This window comes from Halolamina pelagica (genome assembly GCF_900115675.1).
GTDB classification, from domain to species: Archaea; Halobacteriota; Halobacteria; order Halobacteriales; family Haloferacaceae; genus Halolamina; species Halolamina pelagica.
In genome coordinates, this window is record NZ_FOXI01000006.1 from 1 (window position 1) to 25,109 (window position 25,109).

30 protein-coding genes and 1 pseudogene are annotated in these 25,109 nt (G+C 70.3%); 20 read left to right on the plus strand and 11 right to left on the minus strand.

The features are described from left to right. Window positions 1-85, plus strand: a pseudogene (locus tag BMZ83_RS16295) (IS6 family transposase); the annotation flags it as partial. A gap of 55 nt (window positions 86-140) precedes the next feature. Next, window positions 141-1,064 (plus strand): glycosyltransferase family 2 protein, encoded by a 924-nt coding sequence (locus BMZ83_RS09340; RefSeq protein ID WP_074877949.1) that lies wholly within the window; start codon window positions 141-143, stop codon window positions 1,062-1,064. Window positions 1,065-1,158: 94 nt separating this feature from the next. Here BMZ83_RS09340 and BMZ83_RS09345 read toward each other — a convergent pair whose 3' ends face one another. Further along, window positions 1,159-1,980, minus strand: coding sequence for an amidohydrolase family protein (locus BMZ83_RS09345; protein WP_074877951.1), 822 nt, complete (start codon window positions 1,978-1,980; stop codon window positions 1,159-1,161). Window positions 1,981-2,086: 106 nt separating this feature from the next. On the opposite strand from BMZ83_RS09345, the gene BMZ83_RS09350 reads away from it, so the two are divergent. From BMZ83_RS09350 to BMZ83_RS09370, 5 genes are all read left to right on the plus strand, one after another. Further along, a complete protein-coding gene (locus BMZ83_RS09350; protein WP_074877953.1) occupies window positions 2,087-2,797 on the plus strand; it encodes a phosphoribosyltransferase in 711 nt (236 codons plus the stop codon). A gap of 43 nt (window positions 2,798-2,840) precedes the next feature. Beyond that, a complete protein-coding gene (locus BMZ83_RS09355) occupies window positions 2,841-3,566 on the plus strand; it encodes a type 1 glutamine amidotransferase (RefSeq protein WP_074877954.1) in 726 nt (241 codons plus the stop codon). Between the two features lie 50 nt (window positions 3,567-3,616). Then, complete coding sequence (locus tag BMZ83_RS09360; protein ID WP_074877956.1) at window positions 3,617-4,780, plus strand: acyl-CoA dehydrogenase family protein; 1,164 nt, start codon at window positions 3,617-3,619, stop codon at window positions 4,778-4,780. Between the two features lie 105 nt (window positions 4,781-4,885). Continuing rightward, entirely contained in the window at window positions 4,886-5,851 is a 966-nt protein-coding gene (locus tag BMZ83_RS09365) for a phosphotransferase family protein (protein ID WP_074877958.1), read from the plus strand. Window positions 5,852-5,888: 37 nt separating this feature from the next. Further along, on the plus strand, window positions 5,889-6,242 hold the full coding sequence (locus BMZ83_RS09370; RefSeq protein ID WP_074877960.1) for a DUF7853 family protein: 354 nt from the start codon (window positions 5,889-5,891) through the stop codon (window positions 6,240-6,242). Here the strand turns inward: BMZ83_RS09370 and BMZ83_RS09375 are convergent. Next, a complete protein-coding gene (locus tag BMZ83_RS09375) occupies window positions 6,237-6,593 on the minus strand; it encodes a DCC1-like thiol-disulfide oxidoreductase family protein (RefSeq protein WP_074877964.1) in 357 nt (118 codons plus the stop codon). The genes BMZ83_RS09370 and BMZ83_RS09375 overlap by 6 nt on opposite strands. A 129-nt stretch (window positions 6,594-6,722) precedes the next feature. On the opposite strand from BMZ83_RS09375, the gene BMZ83_RS16865 reads away from it, so the two are divergent. Together BMZ83_RS16865 and BMZ83_RS09380 are read left to right on the plus strand one after the other, a co-directional pair. Beyond that, on the plus strand, window positions 6,723-6,881 hold the full coding sequence (locus BMZ83_RS16865) for a DUF7559 family protein (protein WP_166623266.1): 159 nt from the start codon (window positions 6,723-6,725) through the stop codon (window positions 6,879-6,881). Further along, the gene (locus tag BMZ83_RS09380; protein WP_074877966.1) at window positions 6,878-7,363 is read left to right on the plus strand and encodes an Hsp20/alpha crystallin family protein; all 486 of its coding nucleotides are present in this window, start codon (window positions 6,878-6,880) and stop codon (window positions 7,361-7,363) included. The genes BMZ83_RS16865 and BMZ83_RS09380 overlap by 4 nt, the downstream gene beginning before the upstream one ends. Before the next feature lies 1 nt (window position 7,364). Here BMZ83_RS09380 and BMZ83_RS09385 read toward each other — a convergent pair whose 3' ends face one another. The 3 genes from BMZ83_RS09385 to BMZ83_RS09395 form a co-directional block, all read right to left on the minus strand. Continuing rightward, window positions 7,365-8,504: an NAD(P)/FAD-dependent oxidoreductase gene (locus tag BMZ83_RS09385; protein WP_074877968.1), complete on the minus strand. Its 1,140-nt coding sequence runs from the start codon at window positions 8,502-8,504 to the stop codon at window positions 7,365-7,367. A 130-nt stretch (window positions 8,505-8,634) separates the two neighbouring features. After that, complete coding sequence (locus tag BMZ83_RS09390; protein WP_074877970.1) at window positions 8,635-9,255, minus strand: RPA family protein; 621 nt, start codon at window positions 9,253-9,255, stop codon at window positions 8,635-8,637. Next, window positions 9,256-10,185, minus strand: a complete 930-nt coding sequence (locus BMZ83_RS09395; protein ID WP_074877972.1) for a replication factor A — start codon at window positions 10,183-10,185, stop codon at window positions 9,256-9,258. Between the two features lie 165 nt (window positions 10,186-10,350). On the opposite strand from BMZ83_RS09395, the gene BMZ83_RS09400 reads away from it, so the two are divergent. The 3 genes from BMZ83_RS09400 (at window position 10,351) to BMZ83_RS09410 (ending at window position 13,116) form a co-directional block, all read left to right on the plus strand. Continuing rightward, on the plus strand, window positions 10,351-10,629 hold the full coding sequence (locus BMZ83_RS09400; RefSeq protein WP_074877973.1) for a DUF7091 family protein: 279 nt from the start codon (window positions 10,351-10,353) through the stop codon (window positions 10,627-10,629). Window positions 10,630-10,698: 69 nt separating this feature from the next. Beyond that, window positions 10,699-12,036 (plus strand): APC family permease, encoded by a 1,338-nt coding sequence (locus BMZ83_RS09405; RefSeq protein ID WP_074877976.1) that lies wholly within the window; start codon window positions 10,699-10,701, stop codon window positions 12,034-12,036. A gap of 54 nt (window positions 12,037-12,090) precedes the next feature. Next, window positions 12,091-13,116 carry a mannose-1-phosphate guanylyltransferase gene (locus BMZ83_RS09410; protein WP_074877978.1) on the plus strand — a complete coding sequence of 342 codons (1,026 nt, stop codon included), beginning with the start codon at window positions 12,091-12,093 and terminating at the stop codon, window positions 13,114-13,116. Window positions 13,117-13,125: 9 nt separating this feature from the next. On the opposite strand, the gene BMZ83_RS09415 is transcribed toward BMZ83_RS09410, so the two are convergent. Genes BMZ83_RS09415 through BMZ83_RS09430 form a run of 4 tightly spaced genes read right to left on the minus strand, consistent with a single transcriptional unit; the run spans window position 13,126 to window position 14,913 of the window. Continuing rightward, window positions 13,126-13,698, minus strand: coding sequence for a Tfx family DNA-binding protein (locus BMZ83_RS09415; protein WP_079990153.1), 573 nt, complete (start codon window positions 13,696-13,698; stop codon window positions 13,126-13,128). 48 nt (window positions 13,699-13,746) lie between these two features. Continuing rightward, on the minus strand, window positions 13,747-13,989 hold the full coding sequence (locus BMZ83_RS09420) for an amphi-Trp domain-containing protein (RefSeq protein ID WP_074877980.1): 243 nt from the start codon (window positions 13,987-13,989) through the stop codon (window positions 13,747-13,749). Between the two features lie 53 nt (window positions 13,990-14,042). After that, window positions 14,043-14,522, minus strand: coding sequence for a TRAM domain-containing protein (locus BMZ83_RS09425; protein WP_074877982.1), 480 nt, complete (start codon window positions 14,520-14,522; stop codon window positions 14,043-14,045). 49 nt (window positions 14,523-14,571) lie between these two features. After that, window positions 14,572-14,913, minus strand: a complete 342-nt coding sequence (locus tag BMZ83_RS09430; protein ID WP_074877984.1) for an SWIM zinc finger family protein — start codon at window positions 14,911-14,913, stop codon at window positions 14,572-14,574. A gap of 121 nt (window positions 14,914-15,034) precedes the next feature. Here BMZ83_RS09430 and BMZ83_RS09435 point away from each other — a divergent pair, with 121 nt between their 5' ends. Beyond that, window positions 15,035-16,435: an MATE family efflux transporter gene (locus BMZ83_RS09435; RefSeq protein ID WP_074877986.1), complete on the plus strand. Its 1,401-nt coding sequence runs from the start codon at window positions 15,035-15,037 to the stop codon at window positions 16,433-16,435. Between the two features lie 48 nt (window positions 16,436-16,483). Here the strand turns inward: BMZ83_RS09435 and BMZ83_RS17355 are convergent, their stop codons facing one another. Beyond that, on the minus strand, window positions 16,484-16,615 hold the full coding sequence (locus BMZ83_RS17355; protein WP_255458115.1) for a hypothetical protein: 132 nt from the start codon (window positions 16,613-16,615) through the stop codon (window positions 16,484-16,486). Window positions 16,616-16,748: 133 nt separating this feature from the next. Between BMZ83_RS17355 and BMZ83_RS09440 the strand changes: the two genes are divergently transcribed. The 7 genes from BMZ83_RS09440 (at window position 16,749) to BMZ83_RS09470 (ending at window position 24,249) form a co-directional block, all read left to right on the plus strand. After that, on the plus strand, window positions 16,749-20,426 hold the full coding sequence (locus tag BMZ83_RS09440; RefSeq protein ID WP_074877989.1) for an LAGLIDADG family homing endonuclease: 3,678 nt from the start codon (window positions 16,749-16,751) through the stop codon (window positions 20,424-20,426). 175 nt (window positions 20,427-20,601) lie between these two features. After that, window positions 20,602-20,877 carry a DUF7854 family protein gene (locus tag BMZ83_RS09445; protein WP_074877991.1) on the plus strand — a complete coding sequence of 92 codons (276 nt, stop codon included), beginning with the start codon at window positions 20,602-20,604 and terminating at the stop codon, window positions 20,875-20,877. Window positions 20,878-20,949: 72 nt separating this feature from the next. Then, window positions 20,950-21,594, plus strand: a complete 645-nt coding sequence (locus tag BMZ83_RS09450; protein ID WP_074877993.1) for a DUF7504 family protein — start codon at window positions 20,950-20,952, stop codon at window positions 21,592-21,594. A 26-nt stretch (window positions 21,595-21,620) separates the two neighbouring features. Continuing rightward, the gene (locus BMZ83_RS09455; protein WP_074877995.1) at window positions 21,621-21,959 is read left to right on the plus strand and encodes a DUF7855 family protein; all 339 of its coding nucleotides are present in this window, start codon (window positions 21,621-21,623) and stop codon (window positions 21,957-21,959) included. Further along, window positions 21,959-22,795, plus strand: coding sequence for a DUF7856 family protein (locus BMZ83_RS09460; protein WP_074877996.1), 837 nt, complete (start codon window positions 21,959-21,961; stop codon window positions 22,793-22,795). Before BMZ83_RS09455 ends, BMZ83_RS09460 begins: the two co-directional genes overlap by 1 nt. Window positions 22,796-22,837: 42 nt before the next feature. Beyond that, window positions 22,838-23,563 carry a DUF7857 domain-containing protein gene (locus BMZ83_RS09465; protein WP_074877999.1) on the plus strand — a complete coding sequence of 242 codons (726 nt, stop codon included), beginning with the start codon at window positions 22,838-22,840 and terminating at the stop codon, window positions 23,561-23,563. Then, window positions 23,560-24,249 carry a P-loop NTPase gene (locus tag BMZ83_RS09470; protein ID WP_074878001.1) on the plus strand — a complete coding sequence of 230 codons (690 nt, stop codon included), beginning with the start codon at window positions 23,560-23,562 and terminating at the stop codon, window positions 24,247-24,249. The genes BMZ83_RS09465 and BMZ83_RS09470 overlap by 4 nt, the downstream gene beginning before the upstream one ends. Here BMZ83_RS09470 and BMZ83_RS09475 read toward each other — a convergent pair. Beyond that, on the minus strand, window positions 24,231-25,085 hold the full coding sequence (locus BMZ83_RS09475; RefSeq protein ID WP_074878002.1) for a transcription initiation factor IIB: 855 nt from the start codon (window positions 25,083-25,085) through the stop codon (window positions 24,231-24,233). The two genes, BMZ83_RS09470 and BMZ83_RS09475, sit on opposite strands and share 19 nt — an antisense overlap. Between the last annotated feature and the right edge of the window lie 24 nt (window positions 25,086-25,109).

The following is a 25,109-nucleotide window of genomic DNA, read 5'->3' on the forward strand; positions in this document are numbered from 1 at the left end:
TAGTAATAGTTTCAGCAACGTGCAGCCGACGACGGCAGAAACATGGCTGCAAGCCTTCGCCGTCTGGTGGAATTCGCTTAACTAAACACGATGGTTCGGGCCGACCACGTTTTTAACCCTCGGCCGGATGAAGGGGGAGTATGGACCTCTCGGTCGTGGTTCCGACGCTCAACGGTCGGGACCGGCTCGCGGCCAGCCTCGACTCGCTGGCCTCGCGTGCGCCCGGCGCGGAGGTGGTGGTCGTCAACGGCCCCTCCGCCGACGGCACCACCGGGATGGTGCGGGAACGCACCGACGTGGACGTGCTAGTGGAAGTCGCCGACCGCTGCATCAACGTCGCCCGGAACGCGGGCATCGCCGCCTCCAGCGGCGACGCCATCGCCCTGCTGGGGTTCGACCTCACCATCGCCGAGGGGTGGGTCGACGCCATCCGGGACGGGCTCGCGGCCGCCAGCGCGGTCACTGGCCCCGTCAGCCACGGCGACGACGGCGAGAACGGCGGGGGCGACCTCGAACGCCGACGGATCGCGGGGCGGGACGTGCGCTACTTCAACGGCGACAACGTCGCGTTCCGGACCGCGACGCTGCGGGAGACGCTCGACGGGTTCGACGAGTACCTCCGGACCGGCGGCGCCCGCGACGCCGCCCACCGCCTCGCCGGCGCGGGCTACCAGGTCGCGTGGCGCGACGGGATGACGACGAACCGGGAGGCCGACGAGCACGACGGCCCCGGCCCCCACGGGCCGGACGAGCAGCACCGGAACTGGAAGTACCGGTCGCTCAGCTACCGGCTGACCAAGAACTACGGCCCCCGGCCGACCGTCGCGCGGCGCACGCTCGCACACGCCACGGGCGACGCCGCCGACGCCGCACGGGCGGTCCTCCGCGGCGAGGGGAGCCCGTCAGCGTGGTTCGGCAACGGCCGGGAGGTGATCAGCGGGATCCTGCGGGGCAGCGCCGACGGCCTGGTCGCTCGCGCCCGCGACCGGAGCGAGACGCGCAACCCGTACGGGCTCGCGGTCGAGAAGCAGCGCGCGGTGGCGACGTACGACCGGCGGGAGTGATCGTCGGAAGCCGGCGTACCGGCGTCGCCCCGCGCTCCAGCGTGGAACTGGGGTCGACAGCGGCGCCAGCACCGATAGCTGCTCGCCGACGGCGTCAGCGGTCCGGCAGGAGCCCCGGCACCACCCGCGCGGGGTTCTTCGTGAACGCGCGGCGCATCGCGTCCTCCGACACGTCGAGGGTGAGGATCTCCATGACGCCCACGTTGGGGTGGACCGACGGCGCCCCGCTGCCGAACAGGATCCGGTCGGGGTGTTCGAGCAGGCCCCGTTCCAGCACGTCCCGGTCGGGCACGTACGCGGTGTCGAGGTAGAGGTCGTCGTGGGTCTCCAGCAGCGAGAGGGCCGCGTCCATCAGGTTCTCGTTCAGCGGGTAGCCGCCGAAGGAGGTCAGCACGACCGGGAACCCCCGGCCGAGCAGCGTGTCGGCGACCGCGCGGGGCGGGCAGTTCTCGCCGGCGTGGACGAGCACGGGGTCGCCGACGGCGGCGAGTTCGTCGATCACCGCCGCCGTCGGCAGGCCGTCGTGAGCCGGGGCGAGCGTGAACCCGTGGTAGCGGTCGTCGTAGGCGTACTGCTCCACGTCGCCGGCGGTGGTGTGGTGGGACTTCGCCCGTTTGACGGGGTTGACGAGCGGCCCGACGACCCGGCTGATGCGCCGGGGGCCGCCGAGGCGGGCGAACGGCAGCAGCGGGCGGTCGACGCTCAGGCGGGCGACCGCGTTGTTCGCCCGGAGGTAGCCCTCGCCCCTCGGGGTGCGCCCGGGCGAGACCGCCGCGCGCTCGACGCCGGCCTGGTGCATCTCCCGCTCCAGGCGCTCGGGAGAGACCTGCCGGCCCCGGACTGCGACGGCCTCCTCGTCCGGATCGAGTCGCGTGTGCACGTCGACGACCCGGAAGCCGTGCTCCAACTCCAGCATCCGTTTGCCTGTTCCGTCGATGACGCAAAAAGGGCGGGGTCGGGCGGCGCACCGCCACGTCCGGGGTTCTGAACCCTTAACTGCCGCCCGCCCGAGATTGCGACCGATGAGCGACCTCCCCGAGGACTTCGACTGTACGGTCACCGACTGGGAGTACATATACGGGCTCTGCCGGGACGTGGCGGAGGAGGTACGCGAGGACGAGTTCGAACCGGACGTCGTCGTCGCGCTGGCCCGCGGGGGCTGGTTCGCGGGGCGGAGCCTCTGTGACTTCCTCGGCCTCGACGACCTCGCGAGCCTGAAGATGGAACACTACGTCGGCACCGCCGAGAAGTCCGACAGCGCCGAGGTCCGGTACCCGATGCCCGAGGGCAGCGTCGAGGGGAAGGACGTGCTGATCATCGACGACATCGCCGACACCGGCGGCTCGATCGAGCGCGCCGACGAGTACGTCCGGGACCGCAACCCCGGGACCGTTCGGACCGCGACGCTGCAGCTGCTGGGCACCTCCGAGTTCGAACCGGACTACGTCGGGGAGTACCTCTCGGAGTGGACGTGGATGGTCTACCCGTGGAACTTCATCGAGGACATGGTGGACCTGATCTCCGGCGCCATGGCCCAGGAGGACGGCGGCGAACTGTTCGACGAGGAGGACATCCGTGGCCTGCTCTCGGAGCACCACGGGATCAACCGCATCGAGATGGAGATCGCCCAGCCCGACCGGCTGGAGGAGGTGCTCGAGGAGATGGTCCACCGCGGCTACCTCGACCGCGAGGGCGACGCCTGGCGGCTAGTCTCTGAGGACGGCGACGCCTGAGCCCCCGAAAGCGTCTTTTCGCCCCGTGCCCGAGCCTCGGGTAATGAGTCGACTCCGCTTCGCGCTGCTGCACGCGGCCCACGGCGACGAGAACACCAGCCGGAACTTCCGGCGCGAGCTCGACGCCGACCTCGCAGAGTTCGACGTGACCGACGGCGAACTCCCCGCCGACTACGGGTTCGACGGCGTCGTCGTCACGGGCTCCCGCGCCTCGGTCTACTGGGACGAGGCGTGGATCCCGCCGCTGGTCGACTGGGTCGCCGAGGCCCACGAACGCGACATCCCGATCCTGGGCGTCTGTTACGGCCACCAGGTGCTCGCGGAGGCGCTGGGCGGCCGCGTCGCCGGGATGGACGGTTTCGAGATCGGCTACAACGAGATCGAGCGCCGACCCGAGGCCGACGACGACGAACTGCTCGACGGGCTCGGCGACTCGTTCCTCGCCTTCACCACCCACGGCGACACCGTGGTCGACCTGCCGGCCGAGGCGGAACTGCTCGCGGAGAACGAACACGGCGTCCACGCGTTCCGGGCGGGGCACGCCTGGGGCGTGCAGTTCCACCCCGAGTACGACATCGAGACCGCCCGCGAAGTGACCGACGGGAAGCGCGACCAACTGAGCGACCAGCGCGTCGACGCCGTCCTCGACGACATCACCCCCGCCAACTACGAGGCCGCCTGCGAGGCCAAGCGGCTGTTCGAGAACTTCACGCGCTACGCCGCGGAAGTCGCCGCGGCGGGCGCCGACGCCGGCGAAGCCAGCGCGTAGCGTTCCCGGGATAGCGAACTCCTTTTGCCCCCTTGCATACGAGTACCACCATGCTCGACTACGTCGGACTGGAGGGCGACCTCGACGAGGAGGAGCGGCTGATCCGGGACACCGCGCGCCGCTTCGTCGAGGAGGAAGTGCGGGACGACATCGGCCAGCACTGGATCGACGGCACGTTCCCGACCGACCTCGTCTCCGAGATGGGCGACCTCGGCTTCTACGCGCCCAACCTCGAGGGGTACGGCTCGCCGAACGTTTCCGAGACGGCCTACGGCCTGCTGATGCAGGAACTGGAGGCGTGTGACTCGGGCCTGCGCTCGATGGCCTCCGTGCAGGGCGCGCTGGTGATGTACCCCATCCACGCCTTCGGCAGCGAGGAACAGAAGGAGCGCTGGCTGCCGGATCTGGGCGCCGGCGACGCCGTCGGCTGTTTCGGCCTCACGGAGCCCGAACACGGCTCGAACCCGTCCGCGATGGAGACCCGGGCGGAGAAGGACGGCGACGAGTACGTGCTCAACGGCTCGAAGACGTGGATCACCAACTCCCCCATCGCCGACGTGGCGGTCGTCTGGGCGAAGGACCGCTCGACCGACGGCGACCCCGTCCGCGGGTTCCTCGTCGAGACGGACCGCGACGGCGTGACGACCAACGAGATCGACGAGAAGCTCTCGCTGCGGGCGTCGGTCACCGGCGAGGTCAGCCTGCAGGACGCCCGCGTGCCGGAGGACGCCGTGCTGCCGGGCGTCGAGGGGATGAAGGGGCCGCTCTCCTGTCTCACCCAGGCGCGCTACGGGATCGCGTGGGGCGCCGTCGGCGCCGCGCGGGACTGCTTCGAGACCGCCCGCCAGTACGCCACCGACCGCGAGCAGTTCGGCGGGCCGATCGGGCGGTTCCAGCTCCAACAGCAGAAGCTGGCGGAGATGGCGACCCAGATCACCACCGCCCAGCTGCTGGCCTACCGCCTCGCCGAGCTGAAGGAGCGCGGCGACCTCCGGCCCCAGCACGTCTCGATGGCCAAGCGCAACAACGTCCGGATGGCCCGCGAACAGGCGCCGGTCGCCCGGGAGATGCTCGGCGGCAACGGCATCGTCGCCGACCACTCGCCGATGCGCCACATGGCGAACCTGGAGACGGTGTACACCTACGAGGGCACCCACGACATCCACACGCTGATCCTGGGCGAGGATCTGACGGGTATCGCGGCCTTCGAGTAGGTACGTTTTTTACGCAGTTCTCCCACGTCCCGTTCGTCTTCTCCCGGCCGTAGCTGCAGCACCGCGCTGGGCTCGGCCGGCCGTCGCCCGTCACGCGACGCCACCATGCACGACGAGATCCACGACGCGCTGTCGACCCACACCGACGAGTACGAGATCGTTCGCGAACGCCACCGCGTCCGCCCGCACGCCACCTACGAGGTCCGGTTCCGGGGCGAGCGCGCGGTCTGCAAGCTCGAAATTCACCCGGAAGCCGAACTCGGGCGCGAGGCCGCGGCGATGCGGTACGTCGACGCGGCGACGAGCATCCCCGTCCCGGAACTCCTCGCCGTCGGCGACGACCACTTCGTGGCGCGCTGGGACGACAGCGTCCCCCGCGCGACGCCGACGCGCGACGAGGCCCGCATCCGTGCGCTCGGACGCGGGCTGGCGACGCTGCACGCTGACACGGCCGAGATCGGGTGGACCGGCCGCCTCGAACCGGCGAGTGTCGTCGACGATCCGACGGAACCGCCAGTCGAGACTGAGCCGCGCTGGAGCGACACCCTGATCGCACTGCTCGAACGGCGCGCCCGGTTCCTCGACGGCGTGGGCTACGGCGACCTCGCGCGGGAAGTGCTCGGGTGGGTGCGCGAAGACCGCGCGCTGTTCGACGCCGCGGGCGACGCGGTGCTGTGTCACGGCAACTACTTCGGGGAACATGTGGGGCTCGACACGGACGGTGAGGTCGCCGCCGTCATCGACTTCGAACACGCACTCGCCGCGCCGGCGGAGTGGGACTACCTCCGGACCGTCCTCCCGGTGTTCGGCCCCGGGGCCGACCACGACGTGCCGGAGGCGGTGTTCCGCGAGGCGTACGAGTCGGTCCGGCCGCTCCCGACGGGATTCGATCGGTGCCGCGAGGCGCTGACGCTCTGTAACGGGCTCTCCTACCTCCGGTCGCTCCACCTCCAGCGCGGGGATCGGGACGCGCCCCACGCCGTCGCCCGCCGGGCGCGCCGCCTCGCCGCCTCGATCCGCGATCGGCTCGCCGCAGTACGAGACGAAAACCGCGGTCTAACCGATGCGTAACTATACCCGTCTGGACGAAAGAGAGTCGACAAGGCCGATGGCCGACCCGAAACACGACGACGGTGCCCGCCTCGATCTCGGCGACGAGGAACAGTGGGTCCTCCACGCAGCCCTCCTGCAGTATCTCGGCGAACGGACGGACGAGAAGACGGAGCCAACGGCCGACGACGGGGGGTTCACGGAGTCGTCGGCGGCCGAGCCGACCGTGGACGGGGACTGCACGGCCGCGCTCGACCTCCTCGACGCGCTCGAGAGCGACGACCCCCTCCGCCTCGACCGCGAGGCGCTGCTGCTCGTCCGGGAACTGCTCTCCGAGTACCTCGCGGGCGCGCCGCTGCGGGACCGCGCGACCTGCCGGAGCGTGCTGGCGGCGGTTCGCGACGAGCTATAGCGACCCGCGGCTGACGAGTTTCCCCCACCAGGCCCGGCGGTTCGCGCCCCACTGATAGAGCCACTCGCGCAGGCGGTCGTAGCCCGGAACCCGCTCCAGCAGCCAGAACACCGCCACGAACAGCACGCTCGTTCGGACCAGCACGCCCTGGACGGCGGCGCCGGCGGAGTAGACCGCGTCGTCGGTCAGCAGGTGCGTCGACTCGCGCCAGTCCGCCGGCAGGCGAGCTTTCTGGTCGGGCGAGAGCGCCGAGAACGCGACCGGCTCCACGTCGCCGTAGCGCGCGCCGACGGCCGCACACCACGTACAGAACCCGCAGTCGTCGTCGTACACCAGCCGCGGCTTGGCCATACGGACAGTTGGGCGGCCACCGGTTTCGGTGTTGTGCCGGTCAGGGGGCGGTTGGGAGCCCGCAGTCACCCGCGGAACGGCCCGGTGCCCGGCCCGTTTAAGCCGCCGGCGCCCCAACGACCGGGTACGATGCCCGCCACGAAGGAGGTCAAGTGTACGAGCGAGGACTGCGAGCTCGACATGTTCGAGAACCACTACACGTACGACATCGCCGACGACCACTCCGTCGCGGATCTCTCGTGTCCGCTGTGTGGGGGGACCGACTGTCTGGAGGAGATCGAGCTATGACGAAACTCGGCGACATCGGCGGCTCGGCCGTCGACGCGGTGATGGAGCGGGTCGGCCGCGGCGTGAGCCGCGTCCAGGAGCGCAAACCGCTGCCCTACGACCTGCTGGAGAGCGAGGACGCCTACCTCGTCGTGTTCGACGCGCCGGGGGTCGAGCCCTCGGACGTGCAGGTCCGGTTCGTCGACGGGGAGGTACAGGTCCGGGCCGACCGGTTCCGCTCGTTCCACGAGGAGTTCGAGACGCGGTTCCCCGGCCGCGGGCTGGCGCTCTCGGGGCGGGCACGCCTCCCGCCGGACGCCGTCGTCGACGCCGACGGCGCCGACGCGACGCTCACCGAGAACGGGACGCTCGAGGTCCGCATCCCGAAGGAGGAAGACGCCACCGACGTGCCGCTCGACGCCGAGGGCGAGGACGAGTCCGACTCCGAGGAGGAGGCGGACACCGGGAGCGAGGACGCCGCGGACGCCGAGAGCGAGGAGTAAGCTACAGCGACATCCCTTCTTCGACGGCGAACTCGGGTACGCCCTCGAACCGTCCGGGGGCGTACGCCTCGATCGGGTCACGCTCCCCGAGCACCTGCGCCGCGAGCACTTCGCCCGTCGCCGGCGCCCGGAGGAACCCGTGGCCCTGCCAGCCGGTCGCGACGTGGAGGCCCGACTCCACTTCCCCCAGTAGCGGCTCGCCGTCGGGCGTCGCCGTCGCGATCCCCGCCCACGCGGCGTCGGCACCCGCGTCGTGGCCGGTCCGGTTCGCGACCGCATCGAGCGCGCCGTCGACGAACCAGTCGTCGCCGCCGGGCTCCCAGCCGTCCGGGTCGCACTCCTCGGGCACGGTGCCGTCGCCCGCGAGCAGGCCCGCCGGGTGTGGGCGGAAGTAGACGCCGGCCTCGGTGTCGAGGACCATCGGCCCGTCGTAGTCCGCCCCGGAGACGAGCGCCTGCACGCGGTAGGGCTTGAGCGGGAGCTGGATGCCCGTCGGCGCCAGCACGCGCTTGGTCCAGCCGCCGGCGGCGACGACGACGGCGTCGAAGCGCTCGCCGTCGACGCGCGGGCCGTCACCGCGGTGGGAGACGCTGGTTTCGACGCCCGTCCAGCAGTCGACGCCGGCGTCGCGCGCGCGATCGGCCATCGCCGCGACGTACGCGCCCGGCCCGGGCGTCGCGTACGCCGCGCGCTCGGTCACGGCCGTGAGGCCGACGCCCCCGAGGTCGAGTTCGGGGAACCGGTCGGCGATCGCCTCGGGCTCGTGGCAGGCCACGTCGACGCCGTGCTCGCGGGCGGCGTCGGTCTGCTCGCGGAGCGCGGCTTGCTTCCCCCCGGCCTCGGCGTCGACGAGGGTGACCTGCGGCGTGGGGTGGACCGAGAACCGGTGGTCGCGGTCGCTCAGCCACTCGAAGCGGTCCAGCGCCCGGCTCGCGATCTCGGCGCCGACCCCGTCAGTCGGGCGCGGGGCGAGCACCCCCGCCGCGCGGTGGGAGCTCCCCTCGATTCGGTCGCGGGGCCGGGTTCGGTCGTCGCCCAGCTCCTCGTCGCGTTCGTAGAGGCGCACGTCGGCGCCGCCCGCTGCGAGGTCGTGGGCGACCGTGACGCCGACCGCGCCGCCGCCGACGACGGCTACGCGCATCGACTCACCCGCCGGGGTCGCGTGTGTGCTGATCGGTCCATACCCCCGTCTCCGTCTGCAGCCACTTAGCCGTCACCGGTGCTGTGGCTGGTCGGGTGAAAAATACGGAGAACCGGGCCGGGTGGCCGACTTACGGCGTCGGTTCGGCCTGCCCGTCGGTGTCGGTCGCGTCCGCGTCGCCGTCCTCGTCCATCCCGCGGAGCGCCTCGACGGCGACCTCGCGGTAGCGGTCGGGGTCGGCGTCGTAGCGGTCCGCGGCCATCCGGGCGTACTCGTTCCCTTCGTCCTCGAAGGCGGCGACGCGCTCGACCGTGCGTTCGGCGGTCTCGACGACCCAGCGGTCCCGGGTCGCGGCGTCGACGACCGTGATCGACTCGGGGCGGACCGAGACGTTCACGTTCCCGTCGTCGGTCTCGTACGTTCGCGGCTTGCCGACGACGGCGACGTAGGCAGGCGGGTCGAGGTCACGCAGCGTGGAGGCGGCCTCGGGCTGGTACTGGCCGGCGTAGACGAAGAACGTCCCCGTCGGGTCGACGATGCGACCGCGCCAGTACTCGTTGTCCTCGCCGATGTCCTCCTTCTCGGTCAGGGTGCCCACGAAGAACACGCGGTTGGCCTTCTCCCCCGTCGGGAGGAGCTGGTAGGCCGGGGCGCGCTCGTCGTCGGACTCCTTGAACGTGTGGCTGGCGTCGTTGAACTCGGACGCGAAGACGCGGCGCGCGACTTCGCGCATGGGGGCGTTTGCGGACATTTAGATCGACCTCGCTTTGATCAGCGCGCTCTCGGGATCGGCCGGCCCGTCGAGGCGCTCGAACTCGTCGACGAGCACGTAGCGCCCGAAGACGGGGCCGGACACCTCGAAGTAGTGGCCCAGCAGGTCGCCCTGCATCTCCTCGACGACGACGGTCGTGTCGAGGGCGTCGGTGGCCATCTGCTTGGCTTCTTCCAGGTCGATCCCGGTCAGTTCCTCGGTGGTCTCCTTGTCGAAGATGACCTCGTGGACCTCCCGGCCGTCGTCGAGGACGGCCTTGATGCGGAGGTCGAACTCGCCGTCGACCTGCCCGTGCTCCGAACAGCGGCCGTTCTGGAGCACGCGCGTGCAGTCGTCCTCGGGGCAGCGCTTGATGAGCCCTGAGCCCGACTGCACGTCGACCAGCGCGCCCTCGACGGTGACGGCGTCGTCGCCGACCTCGACCTCCTCGTCGAGTTCGGTGATCGTGGTCGTCTTGTTGAGTTTGACCGAGAAGCTCCCCTCGTACTCGTCGGTGACGACGTTCGAGAGGGCGTAGCTCGTCCCCTCATCCAGTTCCGGGAGGTCCGAGGTGTCGAAGGCGACGAACTTCATCGTCCCGCTCTCGTCGCCCAGCAGGCCCACCTGTGCGATGGACTCGTGGCCGGGCTCCCAGAGGTCGGCGACCTTCACGCGAAGGTCGATCCACTGCTCGTCCTCGTCGATCTCGCCCAGCTGGACGAGTTCGCTGTCGCCGCTGCCGAGCTCGTCCCGTTCGAGGTCGGCCTCGTCGAGGTACTGGCTCTCGACGCTGCGCCGGGCCTCGTCGAGGGGGACGCGGTACTCCTCCACCAGGGTCTCGAGGCGCTCCTCGACGTCCTCCTGGGTGATGTCTAGGTGGTCCGAGAACTGTTCGGCGATCGCCGCTGCGTGTGACTCGAGTTCGCTCATGGGTTGCCTGCCTCCGCCTGTGTTTCGTTGGGAGGCGTACGCAGGTTGGTTCCTAACGGTATTTAAGATTCCGCCACCGTGGCGGAACTGAAACCCAACGCGAGCGATCGCGGCGTCGACGCGCCGGGGCGACGCCTCTTTGGGCACGGCCCGCCAGATTCCGCCATGGACGAACGCCTCGAACGGTTCATCCGGACCAAACTCCGGAACGCGGGCAAGCAGTTCGAGGAGGCCCGCGAGGCGTACGAGACGGGCCGTGCACCCGCCGAGTTCGACCTCCCGACCGACGAGGAGGGCCGGGCGAAGATCGTCTGCCGGCGCCACGCCGACCGCCGCGCCGTCGAGATCGACGCCGAGGGGCGACCGGCCTGCTTCGACGCCGACCACCCGGACTGCCGGGGCTGTGCCGAGGACGTGCGCGAGGGCGTCGTCGAGACGTGGTGATCCCCGGGATCCACGGCGGACGCCGCGACGGCCGCAACGCTTTCGGCGGATAGTCGACGGGGTTTGGGTATGAGCGGCGAGTTCGGGCTGACCGAGGCGGTCTCGATCGCGCTCGGCGGGATGATCGGCGGCGGGATCTACGCGGTGCTGGGCGTCGTCGCCCAGATCTCGATGTACGCCACCTGGTTCGGCTTCGTCGCCGCGGGCATGGTGGCGATCTGTGCGGGCTACTCCTACGCCGTGCTCAACCGCGTCGGCGACCAGCGCGGCGGCTCGGTCTCGTTCGTCCAGGAGTTCGTGGGTAACTCGACGCTCGCGGGGATGGTCGGCTGGTCGCTGCTGTTCGGCTACGTCGGCTCGATCGCGATGTACGCGTTCGCGTTCGCGGAGTTCGCGTTGGGGTTCGAGGGCGTTCCTGACGGCGTGGGTGGCGTCCCGCTCCGCCCCGTCGTCTCGGTGCTGGCGGTCGCGCTGTTCGTCGGGCTGAACGTCGCCGGCGCGCAGACGACCGGCGCCGCGGAGAACGTCCTCGTCGCCGCGAAGGTGGGGATCCTGGTCGCCTTCGGCGTCTGGGGGCTGGCGTACCTCGGCCCGGTGTCGGCCCAGTCGGTGCAGTTCGGGGTCGGCCAGCTCACCGGCGTCACGCCCGTCGTCGCCGCCGCGATCTCCTTCGTCGCGTTCCAGGGCTGGCAGCTGCTGTTCTACGACCAGGAGCGCATCGAGAACCCGACGGGGACCATCCGGCAGGCGGTCTACATCTCCATCCCCGTCGCGGTGGGTATCTACGTGCTGGTCGCGCTCGTCACGACCAACCTCGCGCCCGAGGCGATCCAGCAGCGCCCGCACGTCGCGCTCGCGGACGCGGCGTCGGCGATGCTGGGCTACTTCGGCCTCGGCTCGCTGGGCTTCCTGGTCGTCTCGGTTTCGGCGCTGTTCTCGACGGGGAGCGCCATCAACGCGACGCTGTTCTCCGCGGGCCACTTCGCGAAGAAACTCGTCTCGGGCGACCTGCTGCCCGACCAGATCGCGGACGCCGACGCCGACGGCGTTCCGACCAAAGCCGTGCTCGTTCTCGGCGGGATGACCGCCGCGTTCACCGCCTGGGGCAGCCTCGGGGCCATCACCTCCTTCGCGTCGCTCTCGTTCATCGTCGTCTTCGGCGCGACGAGCCTGCTCGCGTTCCGCGAGCGGGACCGGGAGGCGATCAACCCCCTGCCGCCGCTGGTCGGCGTCGTCGGCGGGTTCGCGTTCGCCCCCGTGATGCTGTGGAACCTCTACGACCGCGAGCCCGAGACGTTCTGGATGGTGCTCGTCATCGGCGCGTTCGTCGTGAGCGCCGAACTGCTCTACTTCGAACGGGGAACGCTCGATACCCACGTACCCGACGGCGTCGAGGGGCTGCGCTAACTGGCCGCCGACCGGAGCCACCGGGTTGAACACGCTCGCCGCCGACCTCCACCTATGCACGTCGTCGCGCTCGTCCTCGCGGGCGGCATCGGCTCGCGACTCTACCCGGCCAGCAGGTCCGATCGCCCCAAGCAGTTCCTCCCGATCAGTGGTGACCGCTCGCTGCTCAGTCAGACAGTCGAGCGCGCCGGCTTCGCCGACGAGACGATCGTCGCCACCCGGCCGCGCTTCGCCGACGAGATCGGCGACCACGCGCCCGACGCCGACGTACTGGTCGAGCCGGACGGAAAAGACACCGGCCCGGCGCTGACCTACGCGACCCACCGGATCCGGGAGGAGTACGGGGACGCCGACGAACAGCTCGTGATCGTCGCGCTCCCGAGCGATCACCGCGTCGACGACGACGCGGCGTTCCAGGGGACGATGACCGCGGGCGCCCGCGTCGCCGCCGAGACCGGCCGGCTCGTCACCTTCGGCGTCACGCCCGACCGGCCCGAGACCGGCTACGGCTACGTCGAACCCGGCGCCGCCCGGGAAACGGGTGGCGTCGGGTTTCACGAGGTCGCGAAGTTCCACGAGAAACCGGACGCCGAAACCGCCCGGGCGTACGTCGACGCTGGCTACCGCTGGAACAGCGGCATGTTCGCGTGGACGCCCGCGAGCTTCCTCGACGCCGCGGCCGACTCGCCGCTCGTGCCGCTGGTCGACGCGCTGGCGGCCGGCGACCCCGACGCGGGGTTCGAGGCAGTCGAACCGGTCTCCGTCGACTACGCGGTGTTCGAGGGCGCCGAGAACGTCGCCGTCGTCGACGCCGACTTCGCGTGGGACGACCTGGGGTCGTGGGACGCACTCGACCGCGTGCTGGCGCCGGACGACGACGGCAACGTCGCGCTCGGCGAGTACACCGCCGTCGACGCCGCCGACAACGTGGTCGCGAGCGACGACAAACACGTCTCGCTGGTCGGCGTCTCGGGGTTGGCGGTCGTCGTCTACGACGACCGCGTGCTGGTGGTGCCAAAAGAGGACGCCCAGCGCGTGCGAGAACTGGTCTCCGTGCTGGCCGATCGCGGCGCGTTCTGACGGCCGTCGCTACTCCTCGTGGGTCCGGCGCACCCGGACCTGGCCGTCGCTGGTGACGCCGACGAGCAGTTCGGCGCGCACCTCCCGGCCGTGGATCGCGTCGCCGGCGGCGTCGCTGACGATCTTCATCAGTTCGGGCGCCGCGTAGCCCACCTTCACACCCGCCTCGTCGCAGGCGTCGTACACCAGTTCGGGCACGTCGTAGAGGTCGGTGCCGTTCTCGACGCGGACCCGAACCGGCGCCGAGAGCGCCTCCGCGAAGGAGACCGTCTCCCGGGCCTTCTGGACGTTCTCGCGGGCGCTGGCCTCGACGCTCGAGACGTTCGCCCGCGAGGTCCCGAGGCGGTCGGCGATCACCGACTGGCGCAGGCCGTGCTCCCGGAGCGCGAGCACCTCCGCCTGCCGGCGCGTGAGCACGTTGCTGTCGGCGTCGAACCCCGACTGTGCGAGCAGTTCGTCGGCGTCGACGGAGCCGTCGGACGCGGGCTGGGTGTCGGACCCGTCCCGACCGGGGGAGTCGTTCGACTCCCCGCCGCCGGCTGGCGGATTTTCCCGCGAGTTCTCGGCGTCGCCGTCGGTCATGGAGGGGACTGGGCGCCGGCGGCAGAAAAACCTACAGTTCGTGGCGGGTTACTCCGTCCACCGGACCTCGTACTCGAGCTCGTACCGCTGCTCGCCGGTCTCGGAGTCGGTGAGCCGTTCGAGTTCGACCTCGAACTGCGACGACTCCGGGACGGTGACCTCCCGCGTATCGGTCCCGCTCTCGAGCGTGACGGTTCCGCTCTCGATCTGTTCGGCCGCGGCGACGAGGGCGTCGGCGATCTCCGCGCGCGAACGCGATTCCTCAGACTTGAACAATTGTTCTTCAGGCATCACGAATGCGTTCCCCGCCGGTTCGCAAGAAGGTTGCCCCAGTCGGGACCGTCTCAGGCGCCGTCGCCGCCCCAGAAGTTGTCTCGGGAGCCGAGTCGCTCGCGGTCGGTGCGGTTGGGGCGGCCGTCCTCGTCGTCGGGCTCGACGCCCTCCTCGTCCGGCCCGTCGCCCTCGCCGCTCTCCCCTTCCTCCTCCTCGAGGGGCATCTTCTCGATGACTTTCTTCGCCTTGGCGTGGCTGGACTTCACCCGGTCGATGCGGACCAGGGCCCGACACTCCGGCAGCAGGCCGTCGATGAGGACGATGAACCCGTCCTCGGTCCGCCCGACGCCGGCACCGCTCTCGTGGATGTCCGTCACGTCGACGACGATCTCCTCGCCCGGCTTCACCGGCTGCTCTTTGAGCTCGTCGATGGGCATGTCGTAATGGTTGCACCACTCGGCACCCCCTCTGTCGCCGTAGTGCTGACAGCCCATGCCCTCGATTCGCTCGGAGAAGCTGGGGCAGTCGTCGGCTAACGGACAGTTCGGCATACAGAGACGTAGTGAGGCGACGGTCTAAACGTTCCCGGTTCGCGAGGGCTCAGATGAACTCCCGCACCTCGGAGTACCACATGTCGTGGTGGTCGACGGCCCCAACGCGCTCGGCGATCGCAACCGCGAGCACGTGCCAACAGCGCTCGCCCGCCTCGCTGTCGATGTTGTACGCCGAGTCCGCGCAGGTACAGCCGTCGTCCTCGATCACGTACTCGTCCTCGTGGCCGACGACGACGGTGAAGTCGCGGTACTCCTTCACCCGCCCCTCCGAGACCGCCTCGATGGCGCGGGAGCCGCGGTCGCCGTGGGCGTCGAGGATGGCGCCGGCTATCTCGGGGGTGAGCTCACCCGCCTCGGCGAGCCGGTCGCGCCAGTCCTCGTCGGGCACGGACGGGGTTCAGGGGGCACGGGGCAAAACGCCACCGACTGTGGGGCCCGATCCGGCGAGCCCCGGCGGCTGGCTAGCCGCTTCCGTCAGCGTCAAGCCTCGGCCACGAAAGCCACGATCCATGGACTGGCCCCGCGTCCGCGCGGTCTGGAAGCGGGTCATCTCGCTGGCGTGGCCGGTGATGGCCGAACAGACGTTCCGGACGCTGATGCGGACCGTCGACATCGTCGTCACCGCGACGTTCAACCCCGCGAGCGTCGTCGCCATCGGCCTCGCGGACCTCTACGCCCGGCTGCCGCTGCGGATCGGGCTCGGCCTCGGCGGCGGCACCATCGCGCTCTCCTCGCAGGACAGCGGCGCGGCCGCCGACGCCAACCGCGACGAGGCGATCACGCAGGGGATCCTGCTCGGCGCGCTGCTCGGCGTCCCGTTCATACTGCTCGGGTTCTTCCTGAGCGAGCCGGCGATCCGGGTGTTCGGCACGGGGCAGAACGTCGAGAACCTCGACCGCGTGGTGACGCTGGGGTCGACGTACCTCGCGATCATCTTCGCCACCGCGCCGGCCCGGCACGTCGCGCTGATCGCCGCCCGCGCGCTGCAGGGGACCGGCGACACCCGGACGCCGATGTACGTCAACGTCGTCGCCAACGGGATGAACATCACCGGGAGCCTCGCGTTCGGGCTGGGGTTCGCGCCGCTGGGCATCCCGCGACTCAAGATCGTCGGCGTCGGGCTCGCCACCGCGGCCGCGAACGTGTTCACCGCGTCGATGCTCTGTCTCGCCATCGCGACCGACTGGTCCGAGGCCGACTTCGCGTGGCCGGAGGACTGGATCATCGCCAAACAGCTGATCGTCGTCAGCACGCCCAAGATCGCCGAGGGGTTCGCCTCGACGGCCGCGGAGTTCCCGTTCAACGCCATCCTGCTCGGCTTCGGCCAGCCGGTCAACGCCGGCTTCCAGATCGGCCGCCGGATGTACCAGCAGGTGACCGGACCGCTCTCGCGCGGGTACAACGTCGCCGCCAGCGTCGTCGTCGGCCAGCGACTCGGCGAGGGCGACGCCGACGGCGCGCGCTTCGAGGGCTGGGCCGTCGCCGCGCTCGGCCTGCTGACGGTCGGCGGCGTCGGCGTCGGTCTCGTCTTCACCGCCGACACGTTCGTCTCGTTGTTCACCAGCAACCCCGGGACCGTGGGCTACGCCGTCGCGTTCGCGCAGGTGTACGGCATCTGCGGCGCCGCACTCGTGGTGTTCTCGGTGCTCTCGGGCGGACTCCAGGGCGCGAGCGAGACGCGAATCCCCCTCGTGGCCCGCACCAGCGGCGTGTTCGGCCTCCAGTTGGGGCTGACTTTCCTGTTGGGGGTCGTCTTGGGCTGGGGCGCACTCGGCGCCTACGTCGGGATCGGCGCCACGTACGTGTGGATGGCGCTGGTCGTCGCCACCGGGTTCCACTTCACGGACTGGGCCGACCGCGCCGCCGAGATGATGGAGGAGCGTGGCTCCGACGTGTCGGTCTACGGGTGAGAAACGGCAGGCTACGTCACCGCTCGCGGGGCCGGGCGAGCGTGGGCCTCAGTAGAGGTACTCGTCCTCGAGCGCCTTGTACGCCGTCGCGGCCTCGACCTCCTCGTCCTCGGTCTCGAACCACGAGAGCACGCGCTCGAAGCCGGTCTTGCGTCGCAGGTCTTCGGCACTAATGGCCATGACAAGCACACACACGCAGTCGGGAGAGATAAAGCTTTCTCCGGAACCCAAACGTTCAAGCGTGGTGACTGGTTCGGCCCCAGGGTTGTGGAGCCGATAACCCTTAACCGATGAGGGAGATAGGGAAGGTAAGATGGCTCAGACGGGGAACCAGGAGCTCACCGAGCGGTTCATCCAGTTCTACCGGAACTACTACCGGGAGGAGGTGGGGCGGCTCGCACAGGAGTACCCCAACGAGCGCCGCTCGCTCTACGTCGACTACAACGACCTGTTCACGTTCGATCGGGATCTCGCGGAGGACTACCTCGCCAAGCCCGAACAGATGCGGGAGTACGCCGAGGAGGCGCTCCGGCTCTACGACCTGCCGGCCGACGTGAGCCTCGGCCAGGCCCACGTCCGCATGCGGGGGCTCCCGAGCGAGCAGACCGTCGACATCCGGGATCTCCGGGTGCAGGACGACCACATCGGCTCGCTGATCGCGATCCAGGGGATCATCCGCAAGGCGACGGACGTGCGCCCGAAAGTCACCGAGGCCGCCTTCGAGTGCCAGCGCTGTGGGACGATGAGCTACATCCCCCAGAGCGACGGGGGGTTCCAGGAACCCCACGAGTGTCAGGGCTGTGAGCGCCAGGGCCCGTTCTCCGTCAACCACGACCAGTCGGAGTTCGTCGACTCCCAGAAGCTCCGTGTCCAGGAGAGCCCGGAGGGGCTCCGCGGCGGTGAGACGCCACAGAGCATCGACGTCGACATCGAGGACGACATCACCGGCGACGTGACCGCCGGCGACCACGTGACGGTCACGGGCGTGCTCCACATCGAGCAGGTCACGCAGGGCCAGGAGAAGACCGCCCTGTTCGACCTCTACATGGACGGGGTCACGATCGAGATCGAGGACGAGGAGTTCGAGGACATGGACATCACCGACGACGACATCGCCGAGATCGTCGAACTCTCGAACGACCCCGACGTCTACGAGAAGATGGTCGGCTCCCTCGCCCCCGCGATCTACGGCTACGAGCAGGAGAAGCTCGCGATGGTGCTGCAGCTGTTCTCCGGCGTGACGAAACACCTGCCGGACGGGTCCCGGATCCGGGGTGACCTCCACTTGCTGCTGATAGGGGATCCGGGTACGGGGAAGTCCCAGATGATATCATATGTCGAACAGGTCGCTCCGCGTTCAGTTTACACCTCCGGCAAAGGGTCGTCCGCGGCGGGCCTGTGTGTCACCGGCGACACGCTGATTCACACCACCGACGGGTTCACGCCTATCCGTGAGCTCACGGCCGATCAGCATCCCGAGCCGGTCGACGAGGAAACGGCGGCGCCGATGGAGCGCGATCTCTACACGTACAACCGGGACGACGGAACGGTCGAAACCGCCGAAAGCTCTCACGTCTGGCGGATGCCCGAGAAGCCCTGCCGGCGTGTCGAGACGGCCCACGGGAAGGAGATCGAGGCGTCGACGAACACGCCCCTGCTCGTCTGTGGCGCCGACGGGTTCGAGTGGAAGGAGATCTCGGAGATCGGCGCCGGCGATCACGTCGCTGTCCCGTCGTACACGAACGTCGAGCGAACGTCGCCCGATCCGATGGCGTTCGTCGAGTTCACCGAGGAGAAACTGAAACCCAGCGACGAGTCGGCGACGATGCTCGTCGACGGCCTCCGGGAGGAGTTCGGAACCCTTCGGGACGCGGCCGCGGCGCTCGATCTCACGGAAGACTTCGTCTACGACTCACTACGGAACCGCCACCTGCCGCAGGACCGCCTCGACACGGTGCTCGACGCGATCGGCGCCAAGCGCGAGGATATCGACATCGAGCGGGCGATGCTCAGGCACGGCGGCGGCGTCACTATCCCCGAGCGTTTCGACGCGGACCTCATGTACCTCGTCGGGCTGGTGTTCGGCGACGGCGACGTGATGGTCTCGCGGCGCGGTGGAAACCGCGGCCAGGTCCGGATCTCGAACAGCGACGAGGAACTGCTCCGGGAAGCCGCGGAGATCATGGCTGAGACGTTCGACAAGCGCCCGGAGATCGAGTATCAGGACGACCGCGTCCCCTGTATCCGTCTCCACAGCGCGACCGTCGCTCGCTTCTTCAGCAACCTCGGCGTCGAGTCGCCGAAAGACGACATCGCACTCGATCCGCGACTCACGACCGCAGAACACGCCGACGCGTTCCTGCGCGGGCTGTTCGACGCCGACGGGTCGGTCTGTGGCCGTGACGACGGTGGTTCGAGCGTTCAGTTCTCGACCGTCTGCTCACGGCTCGCCGAGCAGGTCCAGTTGATGCTCGAGACCTACGGTGTCCGTTCGCGGACGCGCGATCGCGACCGACGCGGGACGTACGAGCGCGCCGACGGCCACGAGATCGAGTCCACCTCCGTACAGACCCACCTCGCGATCTACGGCACGGAACTGGACACGTTCGCCGAGGAGATCGGCTTCCGTTCGACCACGAAATCCGAAGCACTCTCGGAGATCGTCGTGGACCCCCCCCGCCGGGGGGAGCGACTCCCGGTCGGGGACGCACTCCTCCGTGCCGACGGTGCTGGCGGCCCGTTCTACCAGAACCTCAACCGCGGGGACAACCCGAGCCGGGCCCGCGCGAGGGAGATGCTCGGCGACCGTGACCTCGGCGACGTGGAACCGATCGTCGAGGAGGCTGTCGAGGCCAACCTCGTCTGGGACGAAGTCGTCGCTGCGGAGGACACTGGCGAGAAAGAAGTGTTCGACCTGACGGTGCCCGAGACGCACAACTTCCTCGGGAACGGTCTCGTCACGCACAACACCGCCGCGGCGGTTCGCGACGACTTCGGCGACGGTCAGCAGTGGACGCTCGAAGCCGGTGCGCTCGTGCTCGCGGACAAGGGGATCGCCGCCATCGACGAGCTGGACAAGATGGACTCGGGGGACCGCTCGGCGATGCACGAGGGGCTCGAACAGCAGCAGATCTCCGTCTCCAAGGCGGGCATCAACGCCACGCTCAAGAGCCGGTGCTCGCTGCTGGGGGCCGCGAACCCGAAGTACGGCCGGTTCGACCAGTACGAGCCCATCGGCGAGCAGATCGACCTCGAGCCCGCGCTGATCTCCCGGTTCGACCTGATCTTCACCGTCACCGACCAGCCCGACCCCGAACACGACAGCCGGCTGGCGGAGCACATCTTGAAGACGAACTACGCGGGGGAACTCAACACCCAGCGCGAGGAGACCCCCAACTCGGAGTTCAGCCAGGCGGAGGTCGACGACGTCACCGAGGAAGTGGCGCCGGACATCGAGGCCGAGCTGCTGCGGAAGTACATCGCCTACGCCAAGCGCAACGTCTACCCGACGATGTCCGACGAGGCCAAAGACGCCATCGAGGAGTTCTACGTCGACCTGCGCGCGAAGGGGGCCGACGAGGACGCCCCCGTGCCCGTCACCGCCCGGAAGCTGGAGGCGCTCGTCCGGCTGGCGGAGGCCTCCGCGCGGGTCCGCCTCTCGGACGTGGTCGAGGAGAAGGACGCCGATCGCGTGATCGAGATCGTCCGGGACAGCCTGGAGAACATCGGCGTCGACCCCGAGACCGGCGAGTTCGACGCCGACGTGGTGGAGACGGGGACGAGCAAGTCCCAGCGGGACCGCATCAAGAGCGTGAAGGCGCTCATCAGCGACATCGAGGAGGAGTACGACGAGGGCGCGCCGATCGAGGAGGTACTCGACCGTGCCGGCGAGGTCGGCATGGACGAGGACAAAGCCGAGAAGGAGATCGAGAGCCTCCGGAAGAAGGGCGAACTGTACGAGCCCGTCCAGGGCCACCTGCGGACGACGTAGCGCCAGTCACGTCGCCGAGAATCTTTGATTCTCGGCTGCCAGCCGGACGTAGTCCGGCGACGGCTCGTGACCGGCGTCGACCTCCGGCTCGGCGCCAGGAACGTGTTGCCGTGACTGTGTAGGGCCGCCTCGCTCGGCAATCGTTATGGGCCCGGGGGCCCCACCGACGATCGACGTGGACCACATCTCCGCGCTGCGCAACGTCGAGGAGGCGCTGCGGGCGTTCGAGGACGGCGAGGCCGATCTCGCGACCACCCAGCGGCGCGTGCAGTCGGTGCTTCAGAGCTACGCCACCGAGTTCGAGGCCGAACAGCGCCGCCCCTACCGCGCACACGGCGACGAGGCCGTCGACGGCGTCGTCGTCGTCGCCCCCGACGCCGAGACGGCGAAAGCGAGAGTACGATCGCTCAGTGACGCGGAACACGCGACGTTCGATGTCGAGCCGCTCTGAGCGTTCTCAGTGTTGAAAAGTCGAAAAGACTTTTGGTAGTACCAGCCAACGTGGTAGTAGAGAGGCACGGCCGTGACAGTAACGCAGACAGCCGAGACGCTACCGGATCGCCTGGCAGGTGCGAACAGCACGCTGCTCCTTAACTCCTCGTTCGCCGGCGAGGAGAACTGTACGCAACTGCTCCACCCCCACGCGGCCGCCGACACGAACGTCCTCTGGGTGTCCTTCACCAAATCGCCGGACCAACAGCTCCGCCGCTGGCGGGAACACGCCGACGGCAAACCGGCGGAGATGGGGATCGTCAGCGTGGAGGACTCTACCCGCTCGGTCGCCGCCGACGCCGGCGGCGGGGGCGCCGGGGGGCCGTCGCTCCCGGACGCCAACGCACCCATCGAGACGGTGACCAGCCCGAACGACCTCACCGGGCTGGGGATCCGCATCACCGAGTTCCTCACCGACTGGGCGGAGAACGACAACCGGACCGTCGTCTGCTTCGACTCCCTGACCGCGCTGTTGCAGTACGTGGAGCTCGAGACGGCCTACGAGTTCCTCCACATCCTCACCGGTCGGCTGGCAACGGTCGACGCCTTCGCCCACTTCCACATGGATCCGGAGGCCCACGACCGACAGACGATCGAGGTCCTGACGGGGCTGATGGACGCCGTGGTCGAAGTCGACGAGACGGGCGAACGGAACGTCCGGACACGCAAGCTTTAATTCATTCTGTCGTAAGCAGCAAGCAAATGCTGCTGGTCGTGACGTACTCCCGTGACGCACGGACGAGTCTGCGGAACGTCTGCCGGAGCCACGAGGCGGCCACGGTCCGGCAGTTCGGGCGGGCGGCGCTGCTGGCCGACACCGAGTTCGGCGCCTTCCTCGCGCTGCGACTGCGGGAGAAACACGGCGACGACGTACAGATCGAACGCACGCGACCACTGAACGAGTACGAGTCGGTCCCCGAGTCGATCCGCGAGGCGGCGACGGCCTACGAGGCGCGCGAGCAGCCGAGCACGCCGTACGCGAAGTTCGCGACGGGCACCGACCACCCGGACCCGGCGGCGATGCAGGGCCGGGAGCTCTGATGCGGGTCGTCGTCCGCGACGGCGACGACGGCGGGCTCCTCGGCGACGGGCGGGCGGTCGACCTCCGCGCCGAGGGGGTCGACGCCGAGGCGGTCCGCGCGGCGGTCCGCGGAGAGAGCACGGCACTGATCGTCGACTGCCCCTCGCCGTCGCGGTGGTGGGAGCGACTCGGCTCGCCCGGCGACGGCACGGACCCGCTAGATCGAGTCGTCGCCGCCGCGCGCTCCCGCGGCCACCACCCGGCGGTCGAACGCGAACTGGCCGCCGCCGAGCGGGCGCTCCGTTCGCTGTCGATCGAGGCGGTCGACACCGACCCCACCCGTCGCCGTCTCGCCGACGCCGGAACCGAGGTCGAGCGCCTCCGCGAGGAAGTCGCGACCGCACGCGGTCGGCTCCAGAGCCGGCGGGAGATGGGCGCCGACACGACCGAGGCCGAGGCCGCGCTCGCGGACGCCACCCGCCGGCTCTCGGAGGCCGAAACGGAGTTGGTCGCCGCCGAGCAGGCCCACGACGCCGCGCAGCGACGCGCCCGCGAAGCCCGAGAAGCCCGCGAGCGACGCCTCCGCCTACAGGACCGCGTCGCCAACCGGCGTCGGGACGCCCGGCGAGCGCTGGCAACCGAGGTGAGCGAGGCGTTCGACGACGCCGTCGACGCCGTGCCGGGCGAGGCGACGCTCTCGACGGACCCGCTCGGGATCGTCGGCTGCGAGGTGACGGCCGCGCTGGCGGCGGCCCGGATCGCGGATCTCGACGCGCCGGTCGTCGACACTACGGACCGGTTCGACAGCGTGGCGGCGGCCGCGAACAGCCTCGGCGTACCGGTCGTCCGGGTCTGAGCCGGCCCGGACGTTTTCAGGGGTCGCGCGCCAGCGCCGCCGATGGAACTCAACTGGACCCAGGAGGCGGCCGGGCCGGTCACGCTGGTCCACGCACGCCTCCGGAACGAGCGCGCGACCGACCGCCGCGTCCGCCTCCGCAACCGTCTCGACGGCCCCGTTCTCCCGCCGCGCCGGCACGGGGTTCCGGAGGCCGGCTGGGACCGCGAAGGAACGACGGCAGTCGTCCCCGCGGGCGAGAGCGTCGCACTGGGCTACGCCTGCCCGGCGCCGGAAGCCGACCCGCCGGTCGTCGTCGACGACGTTACCGCGGCGGACGCGCCGGCGAGCGACGACACGCCCGAGACGGCCGTCCGTGAACTCGGCGATCATCGTCCGCCGCGGGCGGTGCTGGGCGGTGAGCGAGCCGACCCGGCGATCGACGCCGACGACGACGAATCCAGGAGCGAGCCACCAGACGGCGATCCCCCCACGGGCGACCTGGTCACGGAGACGCCAGAAGCCACGTCTCTTCCGGACGGCGTCGCGGCTCGACTCGATCGCCCGCGAACCCGGATCCGGACCGCGGAAGCGCTGACCGCCGTCGGCGTCGTCGAGGCGACGACGCTGGTCGACGCGAACGGCGGGCTCCGAGGCGTCGAGTCGCTGGCAGCCGAGCTCGATACCGACGCGAGAGAGCTGCGCGCGCTGGCCCGAACCGCGAGGGCGCTCGCCGACCGCGCAGCGGCGGCGGCACCGCCGGTCGAGGACCTCCGGAGGCTGTCGTGATCCTCGCGGTCGCCAGCGGGAAAGGCGGCGTCGGCAAGTCGACGGTCGCCTACAACCTCGCGGCCGCGCTGGACGCGGTCGTCGTCGACGGCGACCTCGGGATGGCGAACCTCCCGGCCGACCGCGGACCGACGCTGCACGGCGTGTTGGCAGGGCGCGCTGCGGCCCCCGAGGCGGTACGGGCCGGCCCCGTGACCGTCCTCCCCTGCGGTCGATCGCTCGCCGGCGCCCGGGCGGCCGACGTGTCGAAACTGGGCGATGCGCTCGCGGCGGTCGAACGCGAGCACGGGACGGTCGTGATCGACTGTCCGGCGGGCATGCGCGCGGACGCGGGCGTGCCGCTCGCGGTCGCCGACGCCGCCGTGCTCGTCGCCGCGCCGGAACCGTTCGCGCTGGCGGACGCGCTCCGGACCCGTGAACTGGCCCGCGAACTCGGCGCGCCGCTGGCTGCGGTCGCGCTCAACAGGGTCGTCGACGATCCACCGACGCCGACGGTCCGGTTGACGCTCGGCGCGCCCGTCGAGTCGATTCCCGCGGACCCGCGCGTCGGGCGCTCGGTCGGGGCCGAGGCGCCGGTCGTCGACGCCGCGCCGGGGAGCGAGCCGGCGGCCGCGTTCGCGTCGCTGGCCGAGCGCGTCGAACAGGGTGAGAAACCAGCGGGCCGCGGTCAGTCCCGCAGCGCCTGATACGTCGTCCGCACCGTCACCGGGGTCACGTCGGCCACGTCGGCCGCCTCGGCCTGCGTGACCGCCTCGTCCTTCCGGCGGGCCGCGAGGTAGATCGCGCCCGCCGCGACGCCGCCGGGGTTGCGCCCGTTGGCGTGGCCCGAGTCGACCGCCTGCTCGGCGAGGTCACGGGCGCGTCGACGGACCGCCTGCCCGAGATCGAGTTCGCTCGCGAACCGCGCGACGAACTCCGCGGGCTCGGCCGCCGAGACCGGGAGCCCGAGTTCGCGGTTCAGCGCGTCGTAGGCCGCGCGGTGCTCGTCGGCGGTCGCCTTCGCGGCGTCGAGAACCTCCTGCGTGGTTCGGGAAACGCCCGCGACACGGCAGGCGGCGTACACCGCCGCGCTCGCGAACCCCTCGATCGAGCGCCCACGCAGCAGGTCTTCCTCCTGTGCGGACTCGAACAGCGAGCAGGACTGATCGCGGATCCGATCGGGCAGCGAGAGTGCGCCCATCAGCCGCCGGATCTCGGTGAACCCGTACACCTGGTTGCGCTCGCGCTTCGAGCGGATCTGGGTCCGACGGTGCTGGCGGCGCAGGCGCGACCACTTGCGGTTCTTCCCCCGCCCCGATCGGCCGATCTCCGTCGAGAGCCCGCGGTCGTGCCGGGAGCGCGTCAGCGGCGCTCCACAGCGAGCCGGGTTGCGGTCGTCGTCCTCGAAGCTGCGCCACTCGGGACCGCGATCCAGCCGGTCGGTCGAGACGACCAGCCCGCAGCCCTCACAGACCGTCTCGTCGCCGTCGGCAGTCAGTCGCCCGTCGCACTCGGGACAGCCGGTAGCACGCGTCGTGCTCATACTCGAAAGTCGCTCCCGATCGGA